The organism is Succinivibrio faecicola, assembly GCF_019448115.1.
GTDB classification, from domain to species: domain Bacteria; phylum Pseudomonadota; class Gammaproteobacteria; order Enterobacterales; family Succinivibrionaceae; genus Succinivibrio; species Succinivibrio faecicola.
The window spans coordinates 1-21,106 of record NZ_JAGFNY010000034.1 but is presented as its reverse complement, the minus strand read 5'-3'; the positions used below and the strand labels follow the sequence as shown (position 1 = coordinate 21,106).

The 21,106-nt window shown below is 37.5% G+C and carries 19 protein-coding genes; 4 read left to right on the top strand and 15 right to left on the bottom strand.

The features are described from left to right. Window positions 1-103: 103 nt before the first annotated feature. The 4 genes from J5V48_RS08310 to rluD all read right to left on the bottom strand — a co-directional run bounded on the left by J5V48_RS08310 (window position 104) and on the right by rluD (window position 5,272). The gene (locus J5V48_RS08310) at window positions 104-778 is read right to left on the bottom strand and encodes a class I SAM-dependent methyltransferase (protein WP_219938117.1); all 675 of its coding nucleotides are present in this window, start codon (window positions 776-778) and stop codon (window positions 104-106) included. Between the two features lie 62 nt (window positions 779-840). Continuing rightward, entirely contained in the window at window positions 841-3,420 is a 2,580-nt protein-coding gene (clpB, locus tag J5V48_RS08305) for an ATP-dependent chaperone ClpB (protein ID WP_219938116.1), read from the bottom strand. Window positions 3,421-3,540: 120 nt separating this feature from the next. Continuing rightward, window positions 3,541-4,314 (bottom strand): peptidoglycan editing factor PgeF, encoded by a 774-nt coding sequence (pgeF, locus tag J5V48_RS08300; protein ID WP_219938115.1) that lies wholly within the window; start codon window positions 4,312-4,314, stop codon window positions 3,541-3,543. Beyond that, window positions 4,298-5,272 carry a 23S rRNA pseudouridine(1911/1915/1917) synthase RluD gene (gene rluD / locus J5V48_RS08295; protein ID WP_219938114.1) on the bottom strand — a complete coding sequence of 325 codons (975 nt, stop codon included), beginning with the start codon at window positions 5,270-5,272 and terminating at the stop codon, window positions 4,298-4,300. Before rluD ends, pgeF begins: the two co-directional genes overlap by 17 nt. Window positions 5,273-5,536: 264 nt before the next feature. Between rluD and J5V48_RS08290 the strand changes: the two genes are divergently transcribed. Together J5V48_RS08290 and J5V48_RS08285 are read left to right on the top strand one after the other, a co-directional pair. Next, entirely contained in the window at window positions 5,537-6,292 is a 756-nt protein-coding gene (locus tag J5V48_RS08290; protein ID WP_219938113.1) for an outer membrane protein assembly factor BamD, read from the top strand. Window positions 6,293-6,300: 8 nt separating this feature from the next. Further along, on the top strand, window positions 6,301-6,990 hold the full coding sequence (locus J5V48_RS08285) for an RluA family pseudouridine synthase (protein ID WP_331853655.1): 690 nt from the start codon (window positions 6,301-6,303) through the stop codon (window positions 6,988-6,990). Window position 6,991: 1 nt separating this feature from the next. On the opposite strand, the gene djlA is transcribed toward J5V48_RS08285, so the two are convergent. The 9 genes from djlA to J5V48_RS08240 form a co-directional block, all read right to left on the bottom strand. Beyond that, a complete protein-coding gene (djlA, locus tag J5V48_RS08280; RefSeq protein WP_219938112.1) occupies window positions 6,992-7,882 on the bottom strand; it encodes a co-chaperone DjlA in 891 nt (296 codons plus the stop codon). A gap of 8 nt (window positions 7,883-7,890) precedes the next feature. Continuing rightward, window positions 7,891-8,964, bottom strand: coding sequence for a DnaJ domain-containing protein (locus J5V48_RS08275; protein WP_219938111.1), 1,074 nt, complete (start codon window positions 8,962-8,964; stop codon window positions 7,891-7,893). Continuing rightward, window positions 8,957-9,634, bottom strand: a complete 678-nt coding sequence (locus tag J5V48_RS08270; protein WP_219938110.1) for a nucleotidyltransferase family protein — start codon at window positions 9,632-9,634, stop codon at window positions 8,957-8,959. Before J5V48_RS08270 ends, J5V48_RS08275 begins: the two co-directional genes overlap by 8 nt. A 1-nt stretch (window position 9,635) precedes the next feature. Then, on the bottom strand, window positions 9,636-10,613 hold the full coding sequence (locus J5V48_RS08265; RefSeq protein ID WP_219938109.1) for an aminoglycoside phosphotransferase family protein: 978 nt from the start codon (window positions 10,611-10,613) through the stop codon (window positions 9,636-9,638). Beyond that, on the bottom strand, window positions 10,606-11,325 hold the full coding sequence (trmB, locus tag J5V48_RS08260; RefSeq protein ID WP_219938108.1) for a tRNA (guanosine(46)-N7)-methyltransferase TrmB: 720 nt from the start codon (window positions 11,323-11,325) through the stop codon (window positions 10,606-10,608). The genes J5V48_RS08265 and trmB overlap by 8 nt, the downstream gene beginning before the upstream one ends. Next, complete coding sequence (dapA, locus tag J5V48_RS08255; protein ID WP_219938107.1) at window positions 11,325-12,203, bottom strand: 4-hydroxy-tetrahydrodipicolinate synthase; 879 nt, start codon at window positions 12,201-12,203, stop codon at window positions 11,325-11,327. Before dapA ends, trmB begins: the two co-directional genes overlap by 1 nt. Window positions 12,204-12,223: 20 nt before the next feature. After that, complete coding sequence (gene lysS, locus J5V48_RS08250) at window positions 12,224-13,744, bottom strand: lysine--tRNA ligase (protein ID WP_219938106.1); 1,521 nt, start codon at window positions 13,742-13,744, stop codon at window positions 12,224-12,226. Window positions 13,745-13,769: 25 nt separating this feature from the next. Beyond that, window positions 13,770-14,868, bottom strand: a protein-coding gene (gene prfB / locus J5V48_RS08245) for a peptide chain release factor 2 (protein ID WP_219938105.1) whose coding sequence is annotated in 2 segments (ribosomal slippage) — window positions 13,770-14,792 and window positions 14,794-14,868 — 1,098 coding nt in all. Because the reading frame shifts where the segments join, the coding sequence is not laid out codon by codon here. Between the two features lie 234 nt (window positions 14,869-15,102). Beyond that, on the bottom strand, window positions 15,103-16,281 hold the full coding sequence (locus J5V48_RS08240; protein WP_219938104.1) for an iron-containing alcohol dehydrogenase: 1,179 nt from the start codon (window positions 16,279-16,281) through the stop codon (window positions 15,103-15,105). 190 nt (window positions 16,282-16,471) lie between these two features. On the opposite strand from J5V48_RS08240, the gene nadC reads away from it, so the two are divergent. Together nadC and J5V48_RS08230 are read left to right on the top strand one after the other, a co-directional pair. After that, the gene (gene nadC / locus J5V48_RS08235; protein ID WP_219938103.1) at window positions 16,472-17,317 is read left to right on the top strand and encodes a carboxylating nicotinate-nucleotide diphosphorylase; all 846 of its coding nucleotides are present in this window, start codon (window positions 16,472-16,474) and stop codon (window positions 17,315-17,317) included. Between the two features lie 62 nt (window positions 17,318-17,379). After that, on the top strand, window positions 17,380-18,252 hold the full coding sequence (locus J5V48_RS08230) for a DMT family transporter (protein WP_219938102.1): 873 nt from the start codon (window positions 17,380-17,382) through the stop codon (window positions 18,250-18,252). 39 nt (window positions 18,253-18,291) lie between these two features. Here the strand turns inward: J5V48_RS08230 and alr are convergent, their stop codons facing one another. Both alr and dnaB read right to left on the bottom strand, forming a co-directional pair. Continuing rightward, window positions 18,292-19,377, bottom strand: a complete 1,086-nt coding sequence (gene alr / locus J5V48_RS08225) for an alanine racemase (RefSeq protein WP_219938101.1) — start codon at window positions 19,375-19,377, stop codon at window positions 18,292-18,294. A 15-nt stretch (window positions 19,378-19,392) separates the two neighbouring features. Beyond that, on the bottom strand, window positions 19,393-20,862 hold the full coding sequence (gene dnaB / locus J5V48_RS08220; protein WP_219938100.1) for a replicative DNA helicase: 1,470 nt from the start codon (window positions 20,860-20,862) through the stop codon (window positions 19,393-19,395). Window positions 20,863-21,106 lie beyond the last annotated feature (244 nt).

Below are 21,106 nucleotides of genomic sequence, written 5' to 3'. Positions count from 1 at the left end.
TTGGTTAATGTTCGTTGTCGTTCGTGACAACGGAAATGCATTATAGACTTTTTTTAATTCTTGTCAAACATTTTTTTAATTTTTTTAGCAAATTAATCTTCAATTAATCTTTATATCCAATGATTACACCGAATTTAAGCTCATAAAACACACATTCCGCTTTCTTAAAGCCTGCTTTATTGAGCATTTGAATTTCCTGTTTTACACTGACCTCTCTATCAAGTTTCCAGCGTTCTTTCCATTTTTTAATTTCATCTTCGCTCAAAGAGCTGCTTTCTATCTTTCTACACCAATACGAATCTGCCTTTTCAGATAAATCCTTATCGTCATAACAGAACTGATCGTAATTTACAAAAATTCCGCCTTTTGGAAGACTTTCATAAATTCTTTCAAAAAGAGTTTGCTTTGTTTCATCCTCTAAATGATGAATTGATAAAGCCGATATAACCATGTCAAAATCTTTATATCTGTAATTCTGAGCATAGTCATTTACCTCAAAGCAAATATTTTCAAGACTATCAAATCTCTTCTTTGCTACTTCAAGCATTTTGTCTGCAACATCGACAAGATGATATTTTGCATTTGGAAAATGCTTTATGTAAAAAGCATCGAGAAGACCAGTACCAGCACCAAGATCTAAAATTCGTTTCGGATTTAAATTTATAGTTGCAAGAAATTCTGTTGTTTTCTCGTAAAAAGAATCAAAACAAGGAATAAAAATTCTTCTTGCTGAATCATATTCCTTTGACACTAAATTGAACTGTTCTTTAATGCTCATTTTTTCAGTTGTAAAAAAAAATGGCAGGATATTAATCCTGCCATATATTGCAAGATTCTGCATTATCTAGGCTTACAGCTTAACTTTCCATCCTTATCAGCCTCAAGAATTAATGGCTTCTCGGTTGGGATCTTTCCTGCAAGTAATACCTTTGATAAAGGATCAGCAACTTCATTTTGAATTGCTCTTCGTAATGGTCTTGCACCAAATACAGGATCAAAACCAACTGTAGCAACTCTCTCAAAGATACTATCTCCAAGAGTAATATCATAACCTGCACTCTTAAGTCTGTTAGACAGAGTTTCAAGCTGAATTCTTGCAATTCTCTTAATATTTTCATGATTCAATGGATGGAATACCACTGTTTCATCAACACGATTCAAGAACTCAGGCTTAAAGTTCTGCTCTAAAATAGCCAGAATTTTTGACTTTATTGCATCGTAATCACTCTTCTCATTCTCTTCTTGAATCATGCTTGATCCAAGATTTGAAGTCATAATGATTACTGTATTCTTAAAGTCAACGGTTCTACCCTGTCCATCTGTCAGTCTTCCATCATCAAGTACCTGCAGAAGAATATTGAAAACATCTGGATGTGCTTTCTCAATTTCGTCTAGCAGAATTACAGAATAAGGTCGACGACGAACGGCCTCTGTCAGATATCCGCCCTGCTCATAACCTACATATCCTGGAGGCGCACCAACTAATCTTGATACAGTGTGCTTCTCCATAAACTCTGACATATCAATTCTGACCATTGCCTTTTCTGTATCAAACAGAAATTCAGCTAAAGCCTTACACAGTTCTGTCTTACCAACACCGGTTGGACCTAGGAACATGAATGAACCAATTGGTCTGTTAGGATCTGACAATCCAGCTCTGCTACGTCTTATAGCATTGGCTATTGCCTGAACAGCCTCTTCCTGACCGATTACTCTCTTGTGAAGAGAATCTTCCATTCTTAGGAGTTTTGCCCTTTCGCCTTCAAGCATCTTAGTTACAGGAATGCCTGTTGCCTTTGATACAACCTCAGCAATTTCAGTATCAGTAACCTTGTTCTTGATAAGCTGAGTTTCGTCATTCTTGTTCTTATCGCCTTCTTCAATCTGTTTTTGAAGATTTGGAATAACGCCGTACTGAAGCTCACTCATTTTTGCAAGATCGCCTTTACGCTTTGCAACATCATATTCATGACGGGCATTCTCAAGTTTAATCTTCAGCTGCTGTGTACCTTCAAGAATAATCTTGTCGCGTTTCCAGATTTCTGTAAGACGCTGTTTTTCCTTCTCTCCAGATGCAATTTCTTCATCTATGGCTGCAAGACGCTTCTTACTTGCCTCATCTGTTTCCTTAGCAACAGTCTGACGTTCCATCTTTAACTGGATAAGACGTCTTTCAAGTTTGTCTAAAGGTTCTGGCATTGAATCGATCTGCAGTCTGATACTTGCTGCAGCCTCATCGATAAGGTCAATAGCCTTATCAGGCAACTGTCTGTCAGTAATATATCTATTTGACAGTGTTGCAGCAGCTACAATTGCAGGATCAGTAATCTGTACATGATGATGGATCTCATAACGCTCCTTTAAGCCACGCAGAATAGCAATTGTGTTCTCAACTGATGGTTCACCTACAAATACTTTCTGGAAACGGCGTTCAAGAGCTGCATCCTTCTCAATATACTGGCGGTACTCATCTAAAGTTGTAGCACCCATGCAGTGCAGATCACCTCTTGCCAAAGCTGGCTTTAGCATATTACCAGCATCCATAGAACCTTCTGATTTACCAGCTCCCACCATTGTATGAAGCTCATCGATAAACAGAATAATTCTGCCTTCTTCTTTGGATAAATCGTTAAGAACAGCCTTCAGACGTTCTTCAAACTCACCTCTATACTTAGCACCAGCAATAAGTGCACCAAGATCTAATGATAAAACTCTCTTGTTTCGAAGCCCCTCAGGAACCTCACCTTTGACAATTCGCTGAGCAAGACCTTCTACAATTGCAGTTTTGCCAACACCAGGTTCACCAATTAAAACAGGATTGTTCTTGGTTCTTCTCTGCAGAACCTGCATGGTTCTACGAATTTCATCATCACGGCCGATTACAGGATCAAGTTTGCCCTTTTCTGCTCGTTCTGTAAGATCAATACAGTATTTCTTTAAAGCACCACGAGTGTTCTCTGCATTTTCATCATTAACATTCTGACCTGCACGGATCTCCTTTAAAGCGGCATTTACCTTCTCTAAAGTAAGATTGCAACGAGTGAATATTTCCTTTAATTCACTATCAGCTTCAATTGCAGCAAGAACAAATAGTTCTGATGAAATATATGAATCGCCACCCTTTTGAGCAAGCTTGTCACAAAGATTTAGTAATTTGCCTGTCTGAGGAGATAATTGCAAATCACCACCAACGCCTTGAACCTTGGGTAATTTGTCAACAGCCTTGTCAACAAGCATCTTTAATGCCTGAGGATCTGATCCTGCTAAAGTTACAAGTGGTCTTACAGCTCCATCTTCTTGTGCAAGAAGAGCTGACATTACGTGTACAGGCTCTATAAACTGATTGTCATGTCCAACAGCTAAAGACTGAGCATCAGCTAATGCTTCCTGGAACTTGACAGTAAATCTATCTAAGCGCATTTACGCCTCCCTTTATAATTAAGGTTTATTTTTTGTTCAAATAATATATGGGGACGATTCTTGTAATTTAAAGTGATAAGGATTATCACTTTATGGAAAATGCAAACTACGTTGCATTTTTTAGGAAAGAGAAATAACTGTTGCAAGTCTTCCTGTTATAGGATTTCTTCTGTAAGAATAGTATGATTTGTCTGTAAAGGTATCAATTTGGCAGCATTCAATCTTAAAAACAGACAGTTTTTTCAGATTTAACCTTACTAGCTTTTCAAGTGAACAAAGATATTTTGAATCTTCTTTTTTTATGAATGCTTTATTAGCCTCTTCACCTAGAACAGATACAAACTTTGAAAGTAATTCTTCTCCAACCTCATAAGAGTTCTGAGAGATATGGGGGCCTATAAAGGCATATAACTTACTAGTATTCTTCTCACGGATGATTTTTACAGCATTATCAATGATGCCCGAGTAAATGCCTCTCCATCCACAGTGAATAGCAGCACAGATTTTTTTATCTTCACTAACAAGAATTAATGGAAGACAGTCTGCTGTAAGTACTGCAAGTGCAATATTTTTATCATCCGTTACAATACCGTCAGCTTGTACACCAAGTGGCGGAACTGTATCAGAAAAAACATCATTTGCTTTGGCATCGGATGAGTTGACGTATAAAACAGTATTTGAATGAGTCTGATTCATCCATACTATTTTTTTGTTCAGATAGGATGTAAGTTCTTTTCTGTTATTGATAACATCAATGGCACTATCATTAACATGCAACCCAAGATTGAAACTTGCAAAGTTGCCTTTTGAATGGCCACCATTAACTGTTGTATAACAGCAGGTTATATTATCAAGGAGATAATCAACCTCTTTTATACTAGAACTTTTCTCCATTTACCTGCTCATCCTCTCGAAGAAGTTTAATAAGCGACTTAAAATCATCAGGTAAAGGTGCATCAAAACTCATCTCTTCACCCGTTATTGGATGAATAAATTCAATATGAGCTGCATGAAGAGCCTGATGCTTGAAATCTCTTAAAGCATTTGTAAGTTCTTCACTGGCACCTTTCATCATTTTTAATCGTCTTCCGCCATATACGCTATCACCTAACAGAGGTCTGTCTATTGAAGCCATATGAACACGGATCTGATGTGTACGACCAGTTTCCAGTCTTAATTTTAGTAAAGTGTGTTCTCTAAACTGCTCCATTACACGATAATGTGTAATTGCCTCACGACCGAATCCATCATTTACCACAGCCATTTTGGTTCTGTTAAATGAATCTCTTCCAATGGACGCTTCAACGGTACCACCGGAAGTTACAAGTCCCTGACAGATAGCCTCATATTCACGAACAACGTCATGTTTTGAGATAGCTCTTATAAGCTTGATCTGAGCATACTTCTCACGGGCAATAACCATTAACCCTGATGTATCCTTATCAAGACGATGAACAATACCAGCTCTTGCAAGAGTTGCTGTTTCAGGATAGTGATAAAGCATAGCATTTAAGATAGTACCATCCTTAATGCCGGAACCTGGATGAACGACTAGACCAACAGGCTTATTTATAACAATCAGATATTCATCTTCATAAATAACATCAAGAGGAATGTCTTGAGGCTGATTTTCAAGCTCCTCTCTTTGTTGCTCTGAAAGTGAAACAATCTGAGCTGAACTTAATTTTAGGCTTGGTTTTGTAACTTCTTTTCCATCAATCTGCACAAAACCATCTTTGATCATCTGTGTTAATGCAGATCTAGAATAGGAAGGGGCCATCTGAGCTAAAAAAGCATCAAGACGCTTACCATGATGTTCATCCTTTACAGTATATTCGGTTTTCTCTGACATGTTCTCTTTGATACCGTGATTAAAAAACTTAATTTATTATATATCAGGTGAAATTATTACTCAAAACACGTTAGTGCCTATAGCTCTAATAAAAGAGTCTGATTTAATAAGCAAACTGCCATATCAAAAAAAAATCAAAACATATCTCTTTTTGCTCTTTATACATCATTTTTTTTGATATCTCTGTGAAAAAAAGATTGATATCAGTTATCATATGAAGATGATTTGATAACTATTACAATAAACAGAACATGAGGCATATTGATGTTTTCTAAAAAAATTCTGCTTCCTTTTGCTGCGCTTGCAATGCTGTTGACTGGTTGCTCAAGTGAAATTGTCGAAAAGGATGCAATTCCAGATCTGTCACAAGAAGCTCTACACGCAAAAGCAAAACAGTATGCATCTTTAGGCGACTACTCAAATGCTGTAGATTATCTTACTGCTTTAGACTCTCGCTATCCTTTCGGTGAATTAACCGATCAGGTTCAGCTTGATATGATCTATGTTTACTATAAATCACATAAAACTGATTTAGCTAGAGCTGCAATTTCTCGTTATAACAGATTGAATCCAAACTCAATGTATGCAGACTATGTTCTTTATTTGTCTGGATTAACTTATCTTCAGGCTCATGGAACTATGCTCCAGGATTTTTTAGGTTTTGACAGAGCACAAAAGGATCCTCAAAACCTGTATGATGCATACAAAAACTTTTATGATCTGATTGAAACCTATCCTGATTCACCATATGCAAAAGATGCATACTACAGACTTATTGGTGTAAAGGATCAGATTGCAAGACGTGAATGGGAAATTGCTTCTTTCTATCAGAAAAAGGGTGCTCTGATTTCTGCTATTCGCCATTATCAGACCATTGTTTATTCATTCTCTGATACAAAATATGTAAAGAAAGCACTCGAAAGAATGATTGAAAACTATGAAGAATTAGGCCTTAACGTACCTGCACAGAATGCACGAAAGGTTTATGAAAATTCAAATTTTGACGAAAACTGTTTATAGAATCAGTCGTGGATAATTTTATCTACAATCCTCCAAAAGATCCTTTTCTGGATATTCTCTACCATGATGATTTCATCATGGTAGTTAACAAACCATCTGGCTTACTGTCTGTTCCTGGCAGGCTTGAATGTCATTACGACAGCGTAATTTCAAGGATCAGAACTCTTCACAGGGACTGCGCTGCTGTACACAGACTTGATATGGATACTTCAGGTCTTATGGTTGTTGCTTTAAATAAAGAGGCTACTTCAAATCTTTGCAGACAGTTTGAAGCAAAAACAGTTCTTAAGCTTTACTATGCATTAGTAGAAGGACTTATAGATGAAAGAGGTGATGTTACGCTTCCTATAAGATGCGATCTTGAAAGAAGACCTCTGCAGATTGTTGATTTTGAACAGGGTAAACCATCTCATACCATTTACAGAAGAGTTGATAATTTTTCTATTAATGAACAGATCGTCTGTACAAAAAACTGCTCTTTAGTTGAGCTTACCCCAATAACAGGAAGATCACATCAGCTAAGAGTTCATTTAAACGAAATATCTCATCCGATACTAGGCGATCGTTTCTACGGAAAAACCAATACTGACAAAGCTTCAAGATTATGTCTGCATGCATTCAGTCTTGAATTCAGTCATCCTCATACATGTGAAAGACTGGAATTCAAGTCTTTTCCAGATTTCCTTTGCAGAGAATAATCTATATTCCTCGTGCTTTTTTAATCATGTCAAAAGCAGCCTGAATATCTTTTGCTTTCTCTGTATAAAGTCGAATCATTTCCTGTGTTAAGCCTGATGATGCCAACCTGTCAGGATGATATTTAAGCATAAGCTTTTTATGTGCTTTTTTTACTTCCTCATCGGTCGCACTTTCACTTATGCCCAATACCTCATAGGCAGCACTCAATGCTGATGATGAAGAATTATAAGTTGAGCTGTTCTGATTTGAACCTGATTCGTAGTGATTATGTGAGTATCTATCTTCACTGCCACGGTAGGAACTGCCAGAAGTATATCCTTTCTTCATCTTGACTTCAGCATAACGAATATAGATTAAACGCTGTAAGGATAATTCAGATATACCAAGCATTGAGCCAATGCGTGTTAAACGGCGAAGCTCCTCATCATCTAGATATCCATCAGAAACAGCAACCTGAATCTGAATCTCTATTATGTATTCAATGAATGATGAATTATTTCCAACTAATGAGTGAAGCTGCGAAATTGTTTCTGTAAGATTATAGTCTTCAGATTTTCCTTTTGAAAATGAAGTTCTTGCAACAGATCTTGCTTCTTCAGTCAACTGCATCATATCCATGATATTGTTAGCAAACTGAATATGATCCTGATTGATTCTGCCTGCGCCTCTTGCAACATACCCCATCATGGAAAATGTTATATCCACCAATGACAGGTTATAGGATGCATCTGTAAATGCTCTTTGAGCCTGTTCTCTGCTCTTAGCTTTCTTGATTTTATCCTTATCGACAAGTATGTAACCTATACCAGCTCCGATAATACCTGTTATAGGTCCCCCAAAAAAGAAAAAACCTATGATAAAACCAACAATTCTTCCAATATATAAATCCATCTATATACCTAAACGAAATCTTTATATTCTTTTTCTAGGAATGCAAAAGCAACCTGAACTGCTTTTGCCTTCTCTGTATAAATTGCAATCATATCTTCAGGCAGTCCCTGTGATGCAAGTCTGTCTGGATGATACTTGAGCATAAGTTTCTTATATGCTCTTTTTATTTCTTCAAAAGTTGCATTTCTTGTAAGATCAAGGATCTCAAGAGCCTCATCTATCTTGCTTCTGCCTTTCTTGTATGGATTCTCTGTCTTTTGCTTATTGCCAGAACCTTTTGCCTCAGATGACTCATTAACATCTACGCTGACATCAGTTGAAGAAGACAGATCCTCTTTATCATACATTCTTGCAAATCTAGCTTCAGCACCATTTGAACTGAACAGTCTCTTTAACGATGCTGCTGATGCCCCCATTTGCTTACCAAGCTCAAATAGTCTTGGTTTTACCTCAGGGTCAATAGTTTCGCCATCTGAAGCTATGATGTATGCATAAGTAAGAACGCAGTTTATATAGTCTCTGTTCTTTCCTACATATGCAACATAACTTTCTACGTAGTTACTTACATTAAAAGCAGGATCCAATGCTCTGTTAAAAGCCTCAACAGCAACTGTTCTTTCCTCTTCTGTTGCCTTAAAGTGAGCTATCACATCTTCAGCATTCTGAATATATACATTCAGATCTGAAACATTAGCAAGAACGTAACCTGCTACAGTGTAGATATTCTCGTATAAAGAAGCCTTATCTTCTCGATTCTTTTTCTGAGCAGCCTTAATTTTTCTCTGCTCTTTTTTCTGCTCTTTTTGCCTTTCCTCTTCTTCTATAGATGCAAGATAAGCATTATAGGCCAAGAGCTTTTCTTCATATATTTTTAATGAGTTCCTGTAAACAACTCTATCTACAAGAAGAAAACCAACTATTGCTACAATTGGAATAAATACAAAATAATGAGTTATTACAGCAAGAAAAATGCCGATACCAAAACCAACAAAAATACCTTTAAAATCTCTTTTAGGTTTTACTGGTGGCTTTGGATCACTAGTTTTTAATAAAAGATCTTTGCTTGTATCCTTATCAGACATCACAGTTCTCTTTGTAGTATGTATTTACTTCTTCAAGACGCTCAATAGTACCTACATCAAACCATCTTCCTTTTAAAAGCTGACCTTTCATTTTATGCTCTTTTGACCACTTTTCAAAAAGAACAGACAGTTTAAGCTTGCTAACTTCATATCCTTCAAAAGCAGATGACTGGTATCTTGCGGCACCAGAGAACGTATACATTGAACCTTTTGTGCATTCACCATTTTCAAGAAGATCAAAATCTCCTTTCTGGTTATGCTTTGGGTTCTCTGTCAGAAAAAGGTGTGCACAAGTATCATCCTTGACTGGAACTAAAAACTGGGAATAATCAGCATCAATGAAGGTATCACCATTCACAACAAGAAAATCCTGACCTTCAAAAAAGGACAGGGCATTAATAATTCCACCTGCAGTCTCAAGACCTCCTGGACCTTCAACTGAATGAGTGATATTTACACCAAATGAAGATCCATCTTTAAGATAAGATACTATCTTTTCAGACAGATGTGCTGAATTAACAAGAATATCTGTAATTCCTGCCTTTTTTAGCTTGTTAATATGATGAACAAGTAATGGGATCTGTCCTACTTCAACTAATGGCTTTGGAATTGTATCGGTTATAGGTCGAAGTCTTTCTCCTCGGCCTGCAGCTAAAATCATGGCTTTCATTTTAGTATTTACCTACAACATACTTCTGTATCAAAGCTTTTAGTTTACTAAATTTAGGACTGATATCGCACTCTTTTAAGACGTAATTTATGACTCTTGGCAGATCTTTAAGATAACCATCTTTTCCATCACGAACAGACAGTCTTACAAAAATGCCTAAAACCTTTATGTGTCGCTGCAACGACGTTAAGCGCATATTCTGTACAAATACCTCATAAGGAACATTTTTAATAATTCCCTTATCAGTAAATAAGTTGTATGCATAAGCACTTAATGAATCAATTAGACCTGGAGCTAAATCAACATAGCAATCATACAGTAAAGAGGCTAAATCATAAGTTATAGGACCTCTTACCATGTCCTGAAAATCAATCACGTACAATTCATTATCACGTACCATCAGATTTCTGCTGTGATAGTCTCTGTGCATTGAACACTGTTGCTGTGACAGACATACTTTTACAAGTTCATCGTATGCCTCTTCAAGAACAGATTTTTCCAGAGCATCTAATGTTACATTAAGTCCCTTGTTTAGCATCCATGTTTCAAATAAAGAAAGTTCAAATCTGATGAACTGTTCATCAAACTGAACTTCATCATCTCTTTTGACAGGAAGAATATCACTAAGAACATCAATAGCTTTTTTATACCATTGCTTTGTGTTCTTCACACTTACATCCGCAAAAGTTACATTTCCAAGATCTTCGATAATGAAATAACCTTTTTCCAGATCCATAAAATGTATGGAAGGAACTCTTACACCAGATGCGTATAAGGCTTTATCAATAGATACGAACTCTTTATTCTTTTGAGTATCAGGAGGAGAATCTACAGCAATAAACTGTGTAGATGGTATTTTGAAGTATCGTCTAAAGCTAGCATCGCCATTTAGTGATACTAGCTCTGGATTATCTAATTTGAGGCATTCGCGAACGTATTCGCGAAGGCCTGTTTTTCTTTCTTCTAACTTATCAGTCACGCTTGAACACCAAATCCCAAACACCGTGACCTAATCGCTGACCACGTGATTCAAATTTGGTGACTGGTCTATACTCAGGGCGTGGAATAAATGTTCCATCCAAAGAGGTATTTGTATAACCTTCTGCCCTAGTCATAACATCAAGCATCTGATTTGCATAATCTTCCCAATCAGTTGCCATTCTGAACTGACCACCATGTTTGAACAGAGGTCTTACCAGCTGTACAAATTCATCGTTTATCAGACGACGTTTTACATGTCTCTTTTTAGGCCATGGATCAGGGAAAAATATCTGAAGAATATCCACACTCTCTGGTTTTAAGCACTTAGTGATTACATCAAAAGCATCATGCTGAATGATTCTTACATTTGTCAGCTGATTTTCATCAATAAGCTTAAGGCAAGAGCCAACCCCTGGAGGATGAACTTCGATTCCTAGATAATTACAATCAGGGTTATCCTTTGCCATCTGAACAAAAGAAACACCCATGCCAAATCCGATTTCTACAACTACAGGAGCAGAACGACCGAAGATTGCATCCAGATCAAGTGGCTGCAAATCTTCTACATTAACCATAAAACGAGGACCAAGAGTTTCTATTGCTCTTATCTGCCCCTCAGTCATACGGCCTGCTCTTACAACAAAGGATTTAATTCTGTGCTGTACTGCCTGCTCTTGAGTTGTATTCTTTGAATCTTGAATATCTGTCATTAAATAAGCTCAAGTTTCTGCATTTCTGCCTTGATTTCTGCTCTTAATGAATCAGAAACAGGAAGAATTGGTAAACGAACATCTTCTTTGCATAAGCCTAATAATGATGCTGCATACTTAGCAGGAGCTGGACTTGGCTCCTTGAACATTAACTTATGAAGCTTCATTAACTTAAGCTGATGCTCTGCGGCTTCTTCCCACTTCTTCTCTAAAGTCAGATTCTGAACCTTGGCTACTAATGCAGGAGCAACGTTAGCAGTAACAGAGATAACACCAACACCGCCTGCAACATTGAATGATACAGCAGTTGAATCTTCACCTGATAAGAAGATAAATGGCTTATCAATCATATTGCGCTCAAGCCATGGTCTCTCAAGGTTACCAGTTGCATCCTTAATACCAACTACTCTCTCTAACTTTGACAGTTTTGCAACAGTCTCAGAAGAGATATTTACAACAGTACGGCCTGGTACGTTGTAAATAAAGATTGGTAAATCTGTGTTGTCATGAACCATCTTGAAGTGAGCATATAAACCTTCCTGATTTGGACGGTTATAGTAGCCAGCATTGTGTAAAAGGCTGTCAGCTCCAACTTCTTTTGCAGCATTAGATAATGCAATAGCCTCTACAGGATTGTTTGAACCTGCACCTGCCATAACTGGAACACGGCCATTAGCAACTTCAACTGAACGTTTGATTACTTCGATGTGCTCTTCATTAGTTAATGTTGGACATTCACCTGTTGTACCTGTTACAACAAGACAGGTAGTTCCATTCTGAATCTGGAACTCTACCATTTTCTCAAGAGCAGCGAAATCAACCTTACCGTTTGAGAAAGGAGTTATTAGCGCTACCATTGAACCTTGGTACTTTTTCATTTTGCTCACCTTAGTAATTACTAATTACGTCTTAATGTTGGGAATAAAATAACATCACGAATTGTGTGACTGTTTGTAAATAACATTACAGTTCTGTCAATACCGATACCTTCACCAGCGGTTGGAGGAAGACCATACTGCATTGCATTGATATAGTCCTCATCATAGTACATAGCTTCATCATCGCCATGCTTCTTAGCTTCAGCCTGCTGACGGAAACGACCAGCCTGATCATCAGGATCGTTCAGCTCTGAGAAACCGTTACCGATCTCGCGACCACCGATAAAGAACTCGAAACGATCTGTAAACTCTTCATCACCATCAGTTCTTCTTGCAAGTGGAGATACTACTGCAGGATATGAGGTAATGAATGTAGGCTGCTGAAGATTTGCCTCTACAAGTTCATCAAATAAAGCGGTAATGTAATGACCTAAAGTCCAGCCATCCATTAACTCAATGTGATGTTTCTTGCACAGCTCACGAGCCTTATTCTCATCAGCTAGATCTTCCATTGTGATACCATTGCCATACTTAACAATTGATTCTTTCATTGTTAATCTGTCAAATGGCTTTGAGAAATCAATGTCTAAACCAGGCTCACCTTCCTTGCCATAATGGATCTTGGTGGTACCTAAAACCTCTAATGACATCTTCTTGTACAGATCTTCTGTAAAGTCGATAAGGTCATGGTAGTCCTGATATGCCATATAGAATTCCATCATGGTGAATTCAGGATTGTGGCGAACATCGATACCTTCGTTTCTGAAGTTACGGTTGATTTCATATACGCGCTCAAAACCACCAACAACAAGTCTCTTTAGATATAACTCAGGAGCGATTCTTAAGTACATATCCATATCTAAAGCATTGTGATGAGTAATGAATGGTTTTGCATTAGCGCCACCAGGAATAACGTGCATCATTGGAGTCTCAACTTCCATAAATGCATGCTCGTTCATATACTTACGGATGAATGATACAACCTTGGTGCGGATCTCGAATGTACGACGTGATTCCTCATTTGCAATCAGATCAACGTATCTCTGACGGCAGCGAGCTTCCTGATCAGTTAAACCATGGAATTTTTCTGGAAGAGGACGAAGAGACTTAACTAACAGTCTTAATGCACTTACATGTAGTGACAATTCGCCGGTCTTGGTTTTGAAAGCATAACCGGTAACACCGATAATATCGCCTAAATCAAGTTTCTTAAAAACATCCTGATATACACCCTCAGGTAAGTTATCTCTTGCAACATAAATCTGAATACGGCCACCCATATCCTGTAAGGTTGCAAATGAAGCTTTACCCATAATACGGCGTGTCATAACACGGCCAGCGATGGTATAGGTGTTTTTCTCGCTTTCTAGAGTCTCGTTATCCTTGTCTGCACAAGCGGCGATGATATCTTTAGATAATGCATCGCGACGGAAGTCGTTAGGATAAGCCTGACCGTTCTGACGTAAGAGCTCTAATTTGCTACGGCGCTCCTGCATCACATTGTTTAAATTTTCTGCACTGCCAATGTTTTCCTGTGCCATCTTCATTTTTTCCTAATTTAATTGTTTAAAGTCCGGACTTTAAACTAGCTTCGATAAACTGGTCTAGATCACCGTTAAGCACTTTGCTTGTGTCACGGCATTCAACACCTGTACGTAAATCTTTAATTCGAGCATCATCAAGTACGTAAGAACGGATCTGAGATCCCCATCCGATATCAGACTTGCTATCCTCAATTTCCTTTTGAATACTCTGACGTTTTTCAAGCTCTAATGTATATAATCTTGCTCTTAACTGTTTCATCGCCTGGTCGCGGTTCTGGAACTGAGAACGTTCATTCTGACAGGACACAACAATACCAGTCGGTACGTGGGTAATACGTACAGCAGATTCAGTTTTATTAACATGCTGACCGCCAGCACCTGACGATCTGTATACATCAACCTTTAAATCTGCAGGATTGATTTCAACTTCAATATTGTCATCAATCTCCGGATAAACATATGCAGAACAAAATGATGTATGTCTGCGGTTGTTTGAGTCAAAAGGAGATTTTCTGACTAAACGGTGTACTCCTGTCTCAGTTCTGAAATATCCGTAGGCATGGTCACCTTCAAAGCGCAGAGTTGCTGATTTGATACCTGCAACCTCACCTTCAGAAAGTTCCTCGACTGTAACCTTGAATCCATGTTTCTCACCGAACTTCAGGTACATACGCATCACCATTTCAGCCCAGTCCTGAGCTTCTGTACCACCAGAGCCTGACTGAATATCCATATAACAAGGATCGTTGTCATTAGGACCGGAGAACATTCTTTCAAGCTCAAGCTTTACAAGCTCGCCTTCAAGACGTTCAACTTCATTTACAGTTTCAGCTGTAAGCTCATCTGAATTCTCTTCACGTGCCATCTCATCAAGAGTAAGGACATCATCCAGCCCCTGATAGAGATCTTTGAAACGTGAAACTACAGCGGTGAGAGTCTGTCTTTCTTTTCCTAGTTCCTGAGCTTTAGCAGGATCATCCCATAATTTGGGATCTTCCAGAAGGCCGTTAACTTCTTCAAGCCTCTCCTGCTTTGACTGAAGGTCAAAGATACCCCCTAAGAGCATCTGCTCGATCTCTTAACTGAGCTACATGATCTTTGACAGAAATAGTTTCTAACACGATTTAAATCTCATTTTTGCAAAATTAAGTGAAAATTATAACAAATATAAAAATAAAAGTAACAATAAAATCGCTTTGATTAAGAGTTTTTTCAAGACAAAGGTTTGCCGCCTTAAAAGAAATTTCAAAATAAAAACTCTTTTTGAGATTTGAAAAAAAGCGATGTAAAAAGCAATACCGAATCAGTAAAATCCGGTATTGAAAATTTTAGCTGTTTATACTGAACATATATGACTAGATCATTAGTTTGTAGATATTTTCAACATCCTTTTGATTTAATGAAACAAAACCACCTATTGTTCCATTTCTGCCAGCACCGAAGCATGCACTGTGAGCCATATGCTCAATATCTTCTTGCTTTGCACCAAGCTGTGCAAAATTCTTTGGCATTCCGATTGATTCTAAGAAGTTTGAAAGAGCTTTTATTCCATCTTTTGCTGTTCTTTCTGGATTTTCAAAATCCATGTGACAGCCCCAAACCCTATGAGCAATCTTTGCGAATCTCATAACATCGTGTTTCAGGTTATAGGTAAATACAGCAGGCATAACCACAGCAAGACCAGCACCATGGGTGCAGTCATATAAAGCTGACAGTTCATGTTCAATATCATGACTTGTCCAATCCTGAGATCTACCGACACCACATGAGTTGTTGTGAGCCTGCATACCAGCCCACATTATGTTTGCTCTTGCCTGATAATTATCAGGATCAGCAATTACTCTTGGACCTTCGTGAATCATGGCTAAAAGTAAAGCCTCTATCATTCTGTCTGTAGTTTCAACTTCTGTTGTATTAGTAAGATATCTTTCATACAGATGTGCCATGATATCTGTTATTCCACAAGCTGTCTGATAAGCAGGCAGAGTCTGAGTCAGTGCAGGATTTAGAATAGAGAATTTAGGTCTAATTGCATCTCCTGAAGCTCCTCTTTTAAACATACCTTCTTCTTTTGTTATCACTGAATCAGGAGAACCTTCAGATCCAGCGGCAGAAATTGTCAGAACAGTACCAATAGGAAGAGCATGTTGTACTTCAATGCCCTTTTCATAAAAATCCCAGAAATCTCCCTCATAAACAGCACCTGCTGCAATTGCCTTTGCCGAATCTATCGAACTTCCGCCACCTACTGCAAGAACAAAATCAATATTCTCTTTTCTGCAAAGTTCTATTCCATCATAGACAAGAGAACTGCGAGGATTTGGACGAACTCCTCCAAGTTCAACATAATAAATTCCATACTCATCCAATGACTTTTTCACTCTATTTAATAGACCACTTTTTATCACTGATCCGCCACCAAAGTGAATAAGAACTCTTTTGCCACCAAACAGTTTTACATATTTGCCAGTATCTTTTTCAGTATCCTTTCCAAAGGAAAACAGTGTTGGCGCATAGAAAACAAAATTATCCATTTTTTCTCCTTATATGTGAGACTGTATTTTTTAGCAATTTTAAGAAAATTAATATATTTGATGATAGACAAAGCTCAAGCAATAAGAAAATTTTGTTTATCACACTGATTAATATCAAGTTTCTATGAAAAGATATATTTTCAATTATGTGTTAAAATAACTGATATTGCGATATTTATAGGACACAGTTATGTTACAGGATGATATCAAAACAACAGTAAAGATGGCTTTAACTGAAGATTTAGGCGGAGTCCTCGATCCTAAATTTGATGTTACAAGTCAACTTATCGACGAAGATGAGTGCGACGAGGCAATCATTATCACCCGTGAATCTGGTATTTTCTGCGGTAAAGAATGGGTTGAGGAAGTATACAGACAGCTAGGTGGTGACACTGAAATTACCTGGTTTGTTGCAGATGGTGATGCTATTGAACCTGGCACTCAGCTATTCAAAGTTAAAGGAAAAGCAAGAATTCTATTAACCGCTGAAAGAACAACTCTGAACTTTGTTCAGACTCTCTCAGGAACAGCAACACTTGTATCACAGTATGTAAAAGCTATGGAAGGAACTTCATGCCGCCTTCTTGATACAAGAAAGACTCTTCCATGCCTGAGAACAGCTCTTAAGTATGCTGTTGTATGCGGCGGTGGTCATAACCACAGAATCGGTCTTTTTGATATGTTCCTTATCAAGGAAAACCATATCATGGCTTCTGGCGGTATCGCTAATGCAGTGGAAAGAGCTCGTAAGCTAAGACCAGATCTTAAAGTTGAGGTTGAGGTTGAAAACCTTGATGAACTGCACCAGGCTCTTGATGCAAAAGCAGATATCATTATGCTTGACAACTTTGAGTACAACATGATGATAGAAGCTGTAAAGATCACCAACAAACAGGCTAAACTTGAAATTTCAGGCAACGTAAACATTGATACAATTGGCAAATTTGCAGCTACAGGCGTAGACTTTATCTCTGTAGGAGCTTTAACCAAGAATGTAAGAGCTCTTGACCTTTCAATGAGAATTGTAAAAAAATAATTCCCTGAATTATTAGCTTTCAAAAAAGAGCCCTCCTGGCTCTTTTTTTTATATGGTGGGTTATGTTGCAATTATTTTTAAAACTGCATTTTGCTGTTTTGTTAGCAGGTTTTACTGGTGTTTTTGGAAGACTCATCAGTTATGATGCATTTATTCTTGTATTTATAAGATTTTCAATTGCAGCAACCTTTATCTACTTTATATTGAAAGCAATGCATAAACTCAAGAAATTTCCTGTAAGACATAAAATACACGGCATAATTACAGGTGCTATTCTTGCAACACACCTTGTACTGTTTTACTTATCTATAAAACTATCCAATATATCTATAGGAACAGTCACTCTTGCAACAACTGGTTTCTTTACTGCTGTTCTTGAGCCACTTATCATAAAAACTCGTTTTGACAAATCAAATTTCGTTTATACGCTTTTATCTGTATTAGGACTTTTCCTTATTTTCAACTTCGATACAAAATTCAGAATAGGCATTGCTGTAGGGCTTGTAAGCAGTTTGTTTTCTTCACTTTTTGCAGTATTCAACAAAAAATTCAGTTACAAAAAAGATCCTTATACTTTTGTAAATTACCAAATGTTTGGTGGTTTTGTGTTTATGCTTATATGTGCAGTGCCATATCTTGTTTTGAATGATGAACCAATTGAATTTAGAAAACTTGATATATTCTATCTTGTACTGCTTGCAACTGTATTTACCGTTCTTTTGTATCTTCTAGTTGTTCAGCTGTCAGAAAAACTGTCTGCTTTCACTATATCTTTAACATTCAATCTAGAACCTGTATATGCAATTTTAATTGCTATGATCCTTTTTAATGAAAATAAGGAGCTTAATTTTTCTTTTTATTTGGGAGTTTCTTTAATGCTTATCTGTGTTTTTCTTCAGAACAGAAAGATAAAAAAACATATTTCAGATAGGTAGATTTTTTGTAGGAAGGAGGCTAATGCCTCCTTTTTTAATCTATGAGAATTCCACATTTACTCTTGGCATAATGTGGCAGGTTAATTCATAAGGAATGGTATTGCATAAAGATGCTATTTTCTCTACAGGTAAACCATCACCCCATAAAACAACTTCATCGCCAACCTTATCAGTTGCATTTTCACCAAGATCAACAAAAAGCATATCCATGCAAACATGACCTGCTGTAGGAACGATTCTTCCATTTACTAGTACAGGTGTACCATTTGGAGCACTTCTTGGATAGCCATCACCATAACCTATTGCCACAATACCTATTGTTGTATCTTTATCTGCAACATAGTAGGCGCCATAACCAACCTTATCACCTTTTTTGATCTTATGTGTTGCTAGTATACGGCTTTTAAGAGTCATAACAGGTTTTAGACCAAGACTCTTTGCATCTTCATCATCAAATGGAGAAATACCGTACATAATAATGCCTGGTCTTACCCACTGAGTGTGAGATTCTGGCCATCTGCATATTCCTGCGGAATTTGCCAGACATTTATCTCCATCAAATTCCTTTGCAATATCATTGAAAAATTCAATCTGCTCTTTGTTGTATTCAACATGTGATGGAGTATCTGCAACAGATAGATGAGATATAAGACCTATTGGTTTTATAACGTTTGGAGATTTCTCAAGACGTTCCTTTAATCTGAATATCTCTGCTTTATCATGAGAGCCTAAGCGATGCATTCCTACATCTATTTTCAGCCATGCGTGAATAGGCTTTGCCAGTTTCACCCTTTCAATAGCCTCTACTTGCTCTTCATCATGAACTGCAGTAAATAAATTGAATTTAGAAATATAGGCTAGATCTTCATCGTTGTAAAAGCCTTCAAGTAACACAATAGGTTGCTTTTCAATTCCATGCCTGCGTAATTCCATTGCCTCAGAAATTCTAGATACAGCATATGCATCAACTCTTTCTTTAAGTGCATCAGCAACTGCAATAAGCCCGTGTCCATAGGCATTTGCTTTAACAACCGCTATTATTTTTGAATTTGGAACCTTTGCTTTAATTACTTTTATATTATCTATTAATGCCTGTTTGTTTATAAATGCTGTTACGCATTGCATTTCTTATTATCCTTTTTATTGATATGGTACATTATCAGGAAGAGGAATATCGTCCTGATAACTTGACGCTTCATCTTTGTTATAGAAGGTTGTGTAGGCACCCTGGAACTGAAGTTCAATATCTTTTGTTGAACCGTTTCTGTTCTTACTTACAATTAGAGTAGCCTTTCCATCACCGTCATTTCCTGCTTTATATACGTCATCACGGTGAATGAACATAATCATGTCGGCATCCTGCTCAAGAGATCCTGATTCACGAAGATCAGAATTCATTGGGCGGTGATCCTTACGGCCTTCCACTTCACGATTTAACTGGGCAAGAGCAAGAATTGGTACATCAAGCTCTTTTGATAACTGTTTTAATGAACGAGAGATTTCACCTACTTCCTGAGCACGGTTTTCAAGCTTTGTCTGTGATTTCATAAGCTGAATATAGTCAACCATGATTACAGACAGTCCACCGTTATCAAGTGCAATCTTTCTTGCTCTTGAACGTAACTCCAATGGGGTTAGTGCAATATCAGAAGTATCATCAATGTAAAGCATTGATCTATCCTGATTGCTTTCATCTTTTCTTGTCAACAGTCTTACTTTCTGAATAATTCTGTGCCACTGATCTGCAGAGGCTTTACCTGAAACAAGATCTTTGCCTGATACTCTACCAAAGCTTGATAACATACGGGTTGCAATTTCTTTTGCAGGCATTTCAAGGGAGAATACAAGAGCTGGTCTTGTTTCATTCAGATCCATTGCAATATTAGCAACAATGTTCATGGCAAAAGAAGTTTTACCAACACCAGGACGTGCTGCAATAATATTGAGTGTGCCACCTCTCAGTCCTGATGTAAGCTCATCAAGCTCTCTAAAGCCAGTTGCAACACCATGCATCTGCTTGTTTGAATTCATGTCTGACTTGATCTGCTCAATAAGTTCAATAGCAACTTCAGTCATCTGTTTAGGACCAGAATTCTGACCTGCATTTCTTGCTTCTGATACCTCATAAACAAGGCCTTGAGCTTCGTCATAAATGTCTTCTACAGAACGGCTCTCTGGAAGATAACAGATTTTTTCAATATGCTGACATACAGTTATAAGCCTTCTTCTTCTGGCTGTATCTCTGATAATCTTTGCATATTCAGCGATGGCTGCAACTGGAGATGTAATATCCTGCAATGAAGCTATATAAGGAGCTCCGCCAGCTTTATCAAGAGTACCAGCTGTTTCTAATTCAGCACTTAAAACTAACGGATTGAAATCATCAGTTGTAGCAGCTCTTTTTAAGATCTGCTCATATATAATGCGATGCTTTTCAGAAAAGAAATCCTTACTGTCGAGCATGCCGACATTTTCTCTTACCTTTTCAAGAAGTTTACCATCAGTCAAAAGAGCGCCTAAAAAGTTACGTTCAGCCTCTTCATTCTTTGGCATTTCCTTTAAAGTATTAAGAATTTCCTGATCTTGTCTGTAGTTCTTCTTTTCAGCCATATCTGTATAAAATTTATTTTTTGTTCAGAATAGATATTTTAAACCATATTACTTTGGCATTGATAATATTAAACAATAATTTTTAAGAAAGATCTGCTTTTTACTTATCCAAGGAATACAGTGCAAGACAAGTCAATGTATGTGTTTACTTTACAAAGGATTGATTAAGTGGCGCACCCGAAGAGATTCGAACTCCTGACCGATCGGTTCGTAGCCGATTACTCTATCCAGCTGAGCTACGGGT

Excerpts from the sequence above, each read along its gene's own strand:
- J5V48_RS08310 (WP_219938117.1), bottom strand. The coding sequence starts at position 778 with ATGAGCATTAAAGAACAGTTCAATTTAGTGTCAAAGGAATATGATTCA.
- clpB (WP_219938116.1), bottom strand. The coding sequence starts at position 3,420 with ATGCGCTTAGATAGATTTACTGTCAAGTTCCAGGAAGCATTAGCTGAT.
- pgeF (WP_219938115.1), bottom strand. The coding sequence starts at position 4,314 with ATGGAGAAAAGTTCTAGTATAAAAGAGGTTGATTATCTCCTTGATAAT.
- rluD (WP_219938114.1), bottom strand. The coding sequence starts at position 5,272 with ATGTCAGAGAAAACCGAATATACTGTAAAGGATGAACATCATGGTAAG.
- J5V48_RS08290 (WP_219938113.1), top strand. The coding sequence starts at position 5,537 with ATGTTTTCTAAAAAAATTCTGCTTCCTTTTGCTGCGCTTGCAATGCTG.
- djlA (WP_219938112.1), bottom strand. The coding sequence starts at position 7,882 with ATGGATTTATATATTGGAAGAATTGTTGGTTTTATCATAGGTTTTTTC.
- J5V48_RS08275 (WP_219938111.1), bottom strand. The coding sequence starts at position 8,964 with ATGTCTGATAAGGATACAAGCAAAGATCTTTTATTAAAAACTAGTGAT.
- J5V48_RS08270 (WP_219938110.1), bottom strand. The coding sequence starts at position 9,634 with ATGAAAGCCATGATTTTAGCTGCAGGCCGAGGAGAAAGACTTCGACCT.
- trmB (WP_219938108.1), bottom strand. The coding sequence starts at position 11,325 with ATGACAGATATTCAAGATTCAAAGAATACAACTCAAGAGCAGGCAGTA.
- dapA (WP_219938107.1), bottom strand. The coding sequence starts at position 12,203 with ATGAAAAAGTACCAAGGTTCAATGGTAGCGCTAATAACTCCTTTCTCA.
- lysS (WP_219938106.1), bottom strand. The coding sequence starts at position 13,744 with ATGGCACAGGAAAACATTGGCAGTGCAGAAAATTTAAACAATGTGATG.
- J5V48_RS08240 (WP_219938104.1), bottom strand. The coding sequence starts at position 16,281 with ATGGATAATTTTGTTTTCTATGCGCCAACACTGTTTTCCTTTGGAAAG.
- nadC (WP_219938103.1), top strand. The coding sequence starts at position 16,472 with ATGTTACAGGATGATATCAAAACAACAGTAAAGATGGCTTTAACTGAA.
- J5V48_RS08230 (WP_219938102.1), top strand. The coding sequence starts at position 17,380 with ATGTTGCAATTATTTTTAAAACTGCATTTTGCTGTTTTGTTAGCAGGT.
- alr (WP_219938101.1), bottom strand. The coding sequence starts at position 19,377 with ATGCAATGCGTAACAGCATTTATAAACAAACAGGCATTAATAGATAAT.
- dnaB (WP_219938100.1), bottom strand. The coding sequence starts at position 20,862 with ATGGCTGAAAAGAAGAACTACAGACAAGATCAGGAAATTCTTAATACT.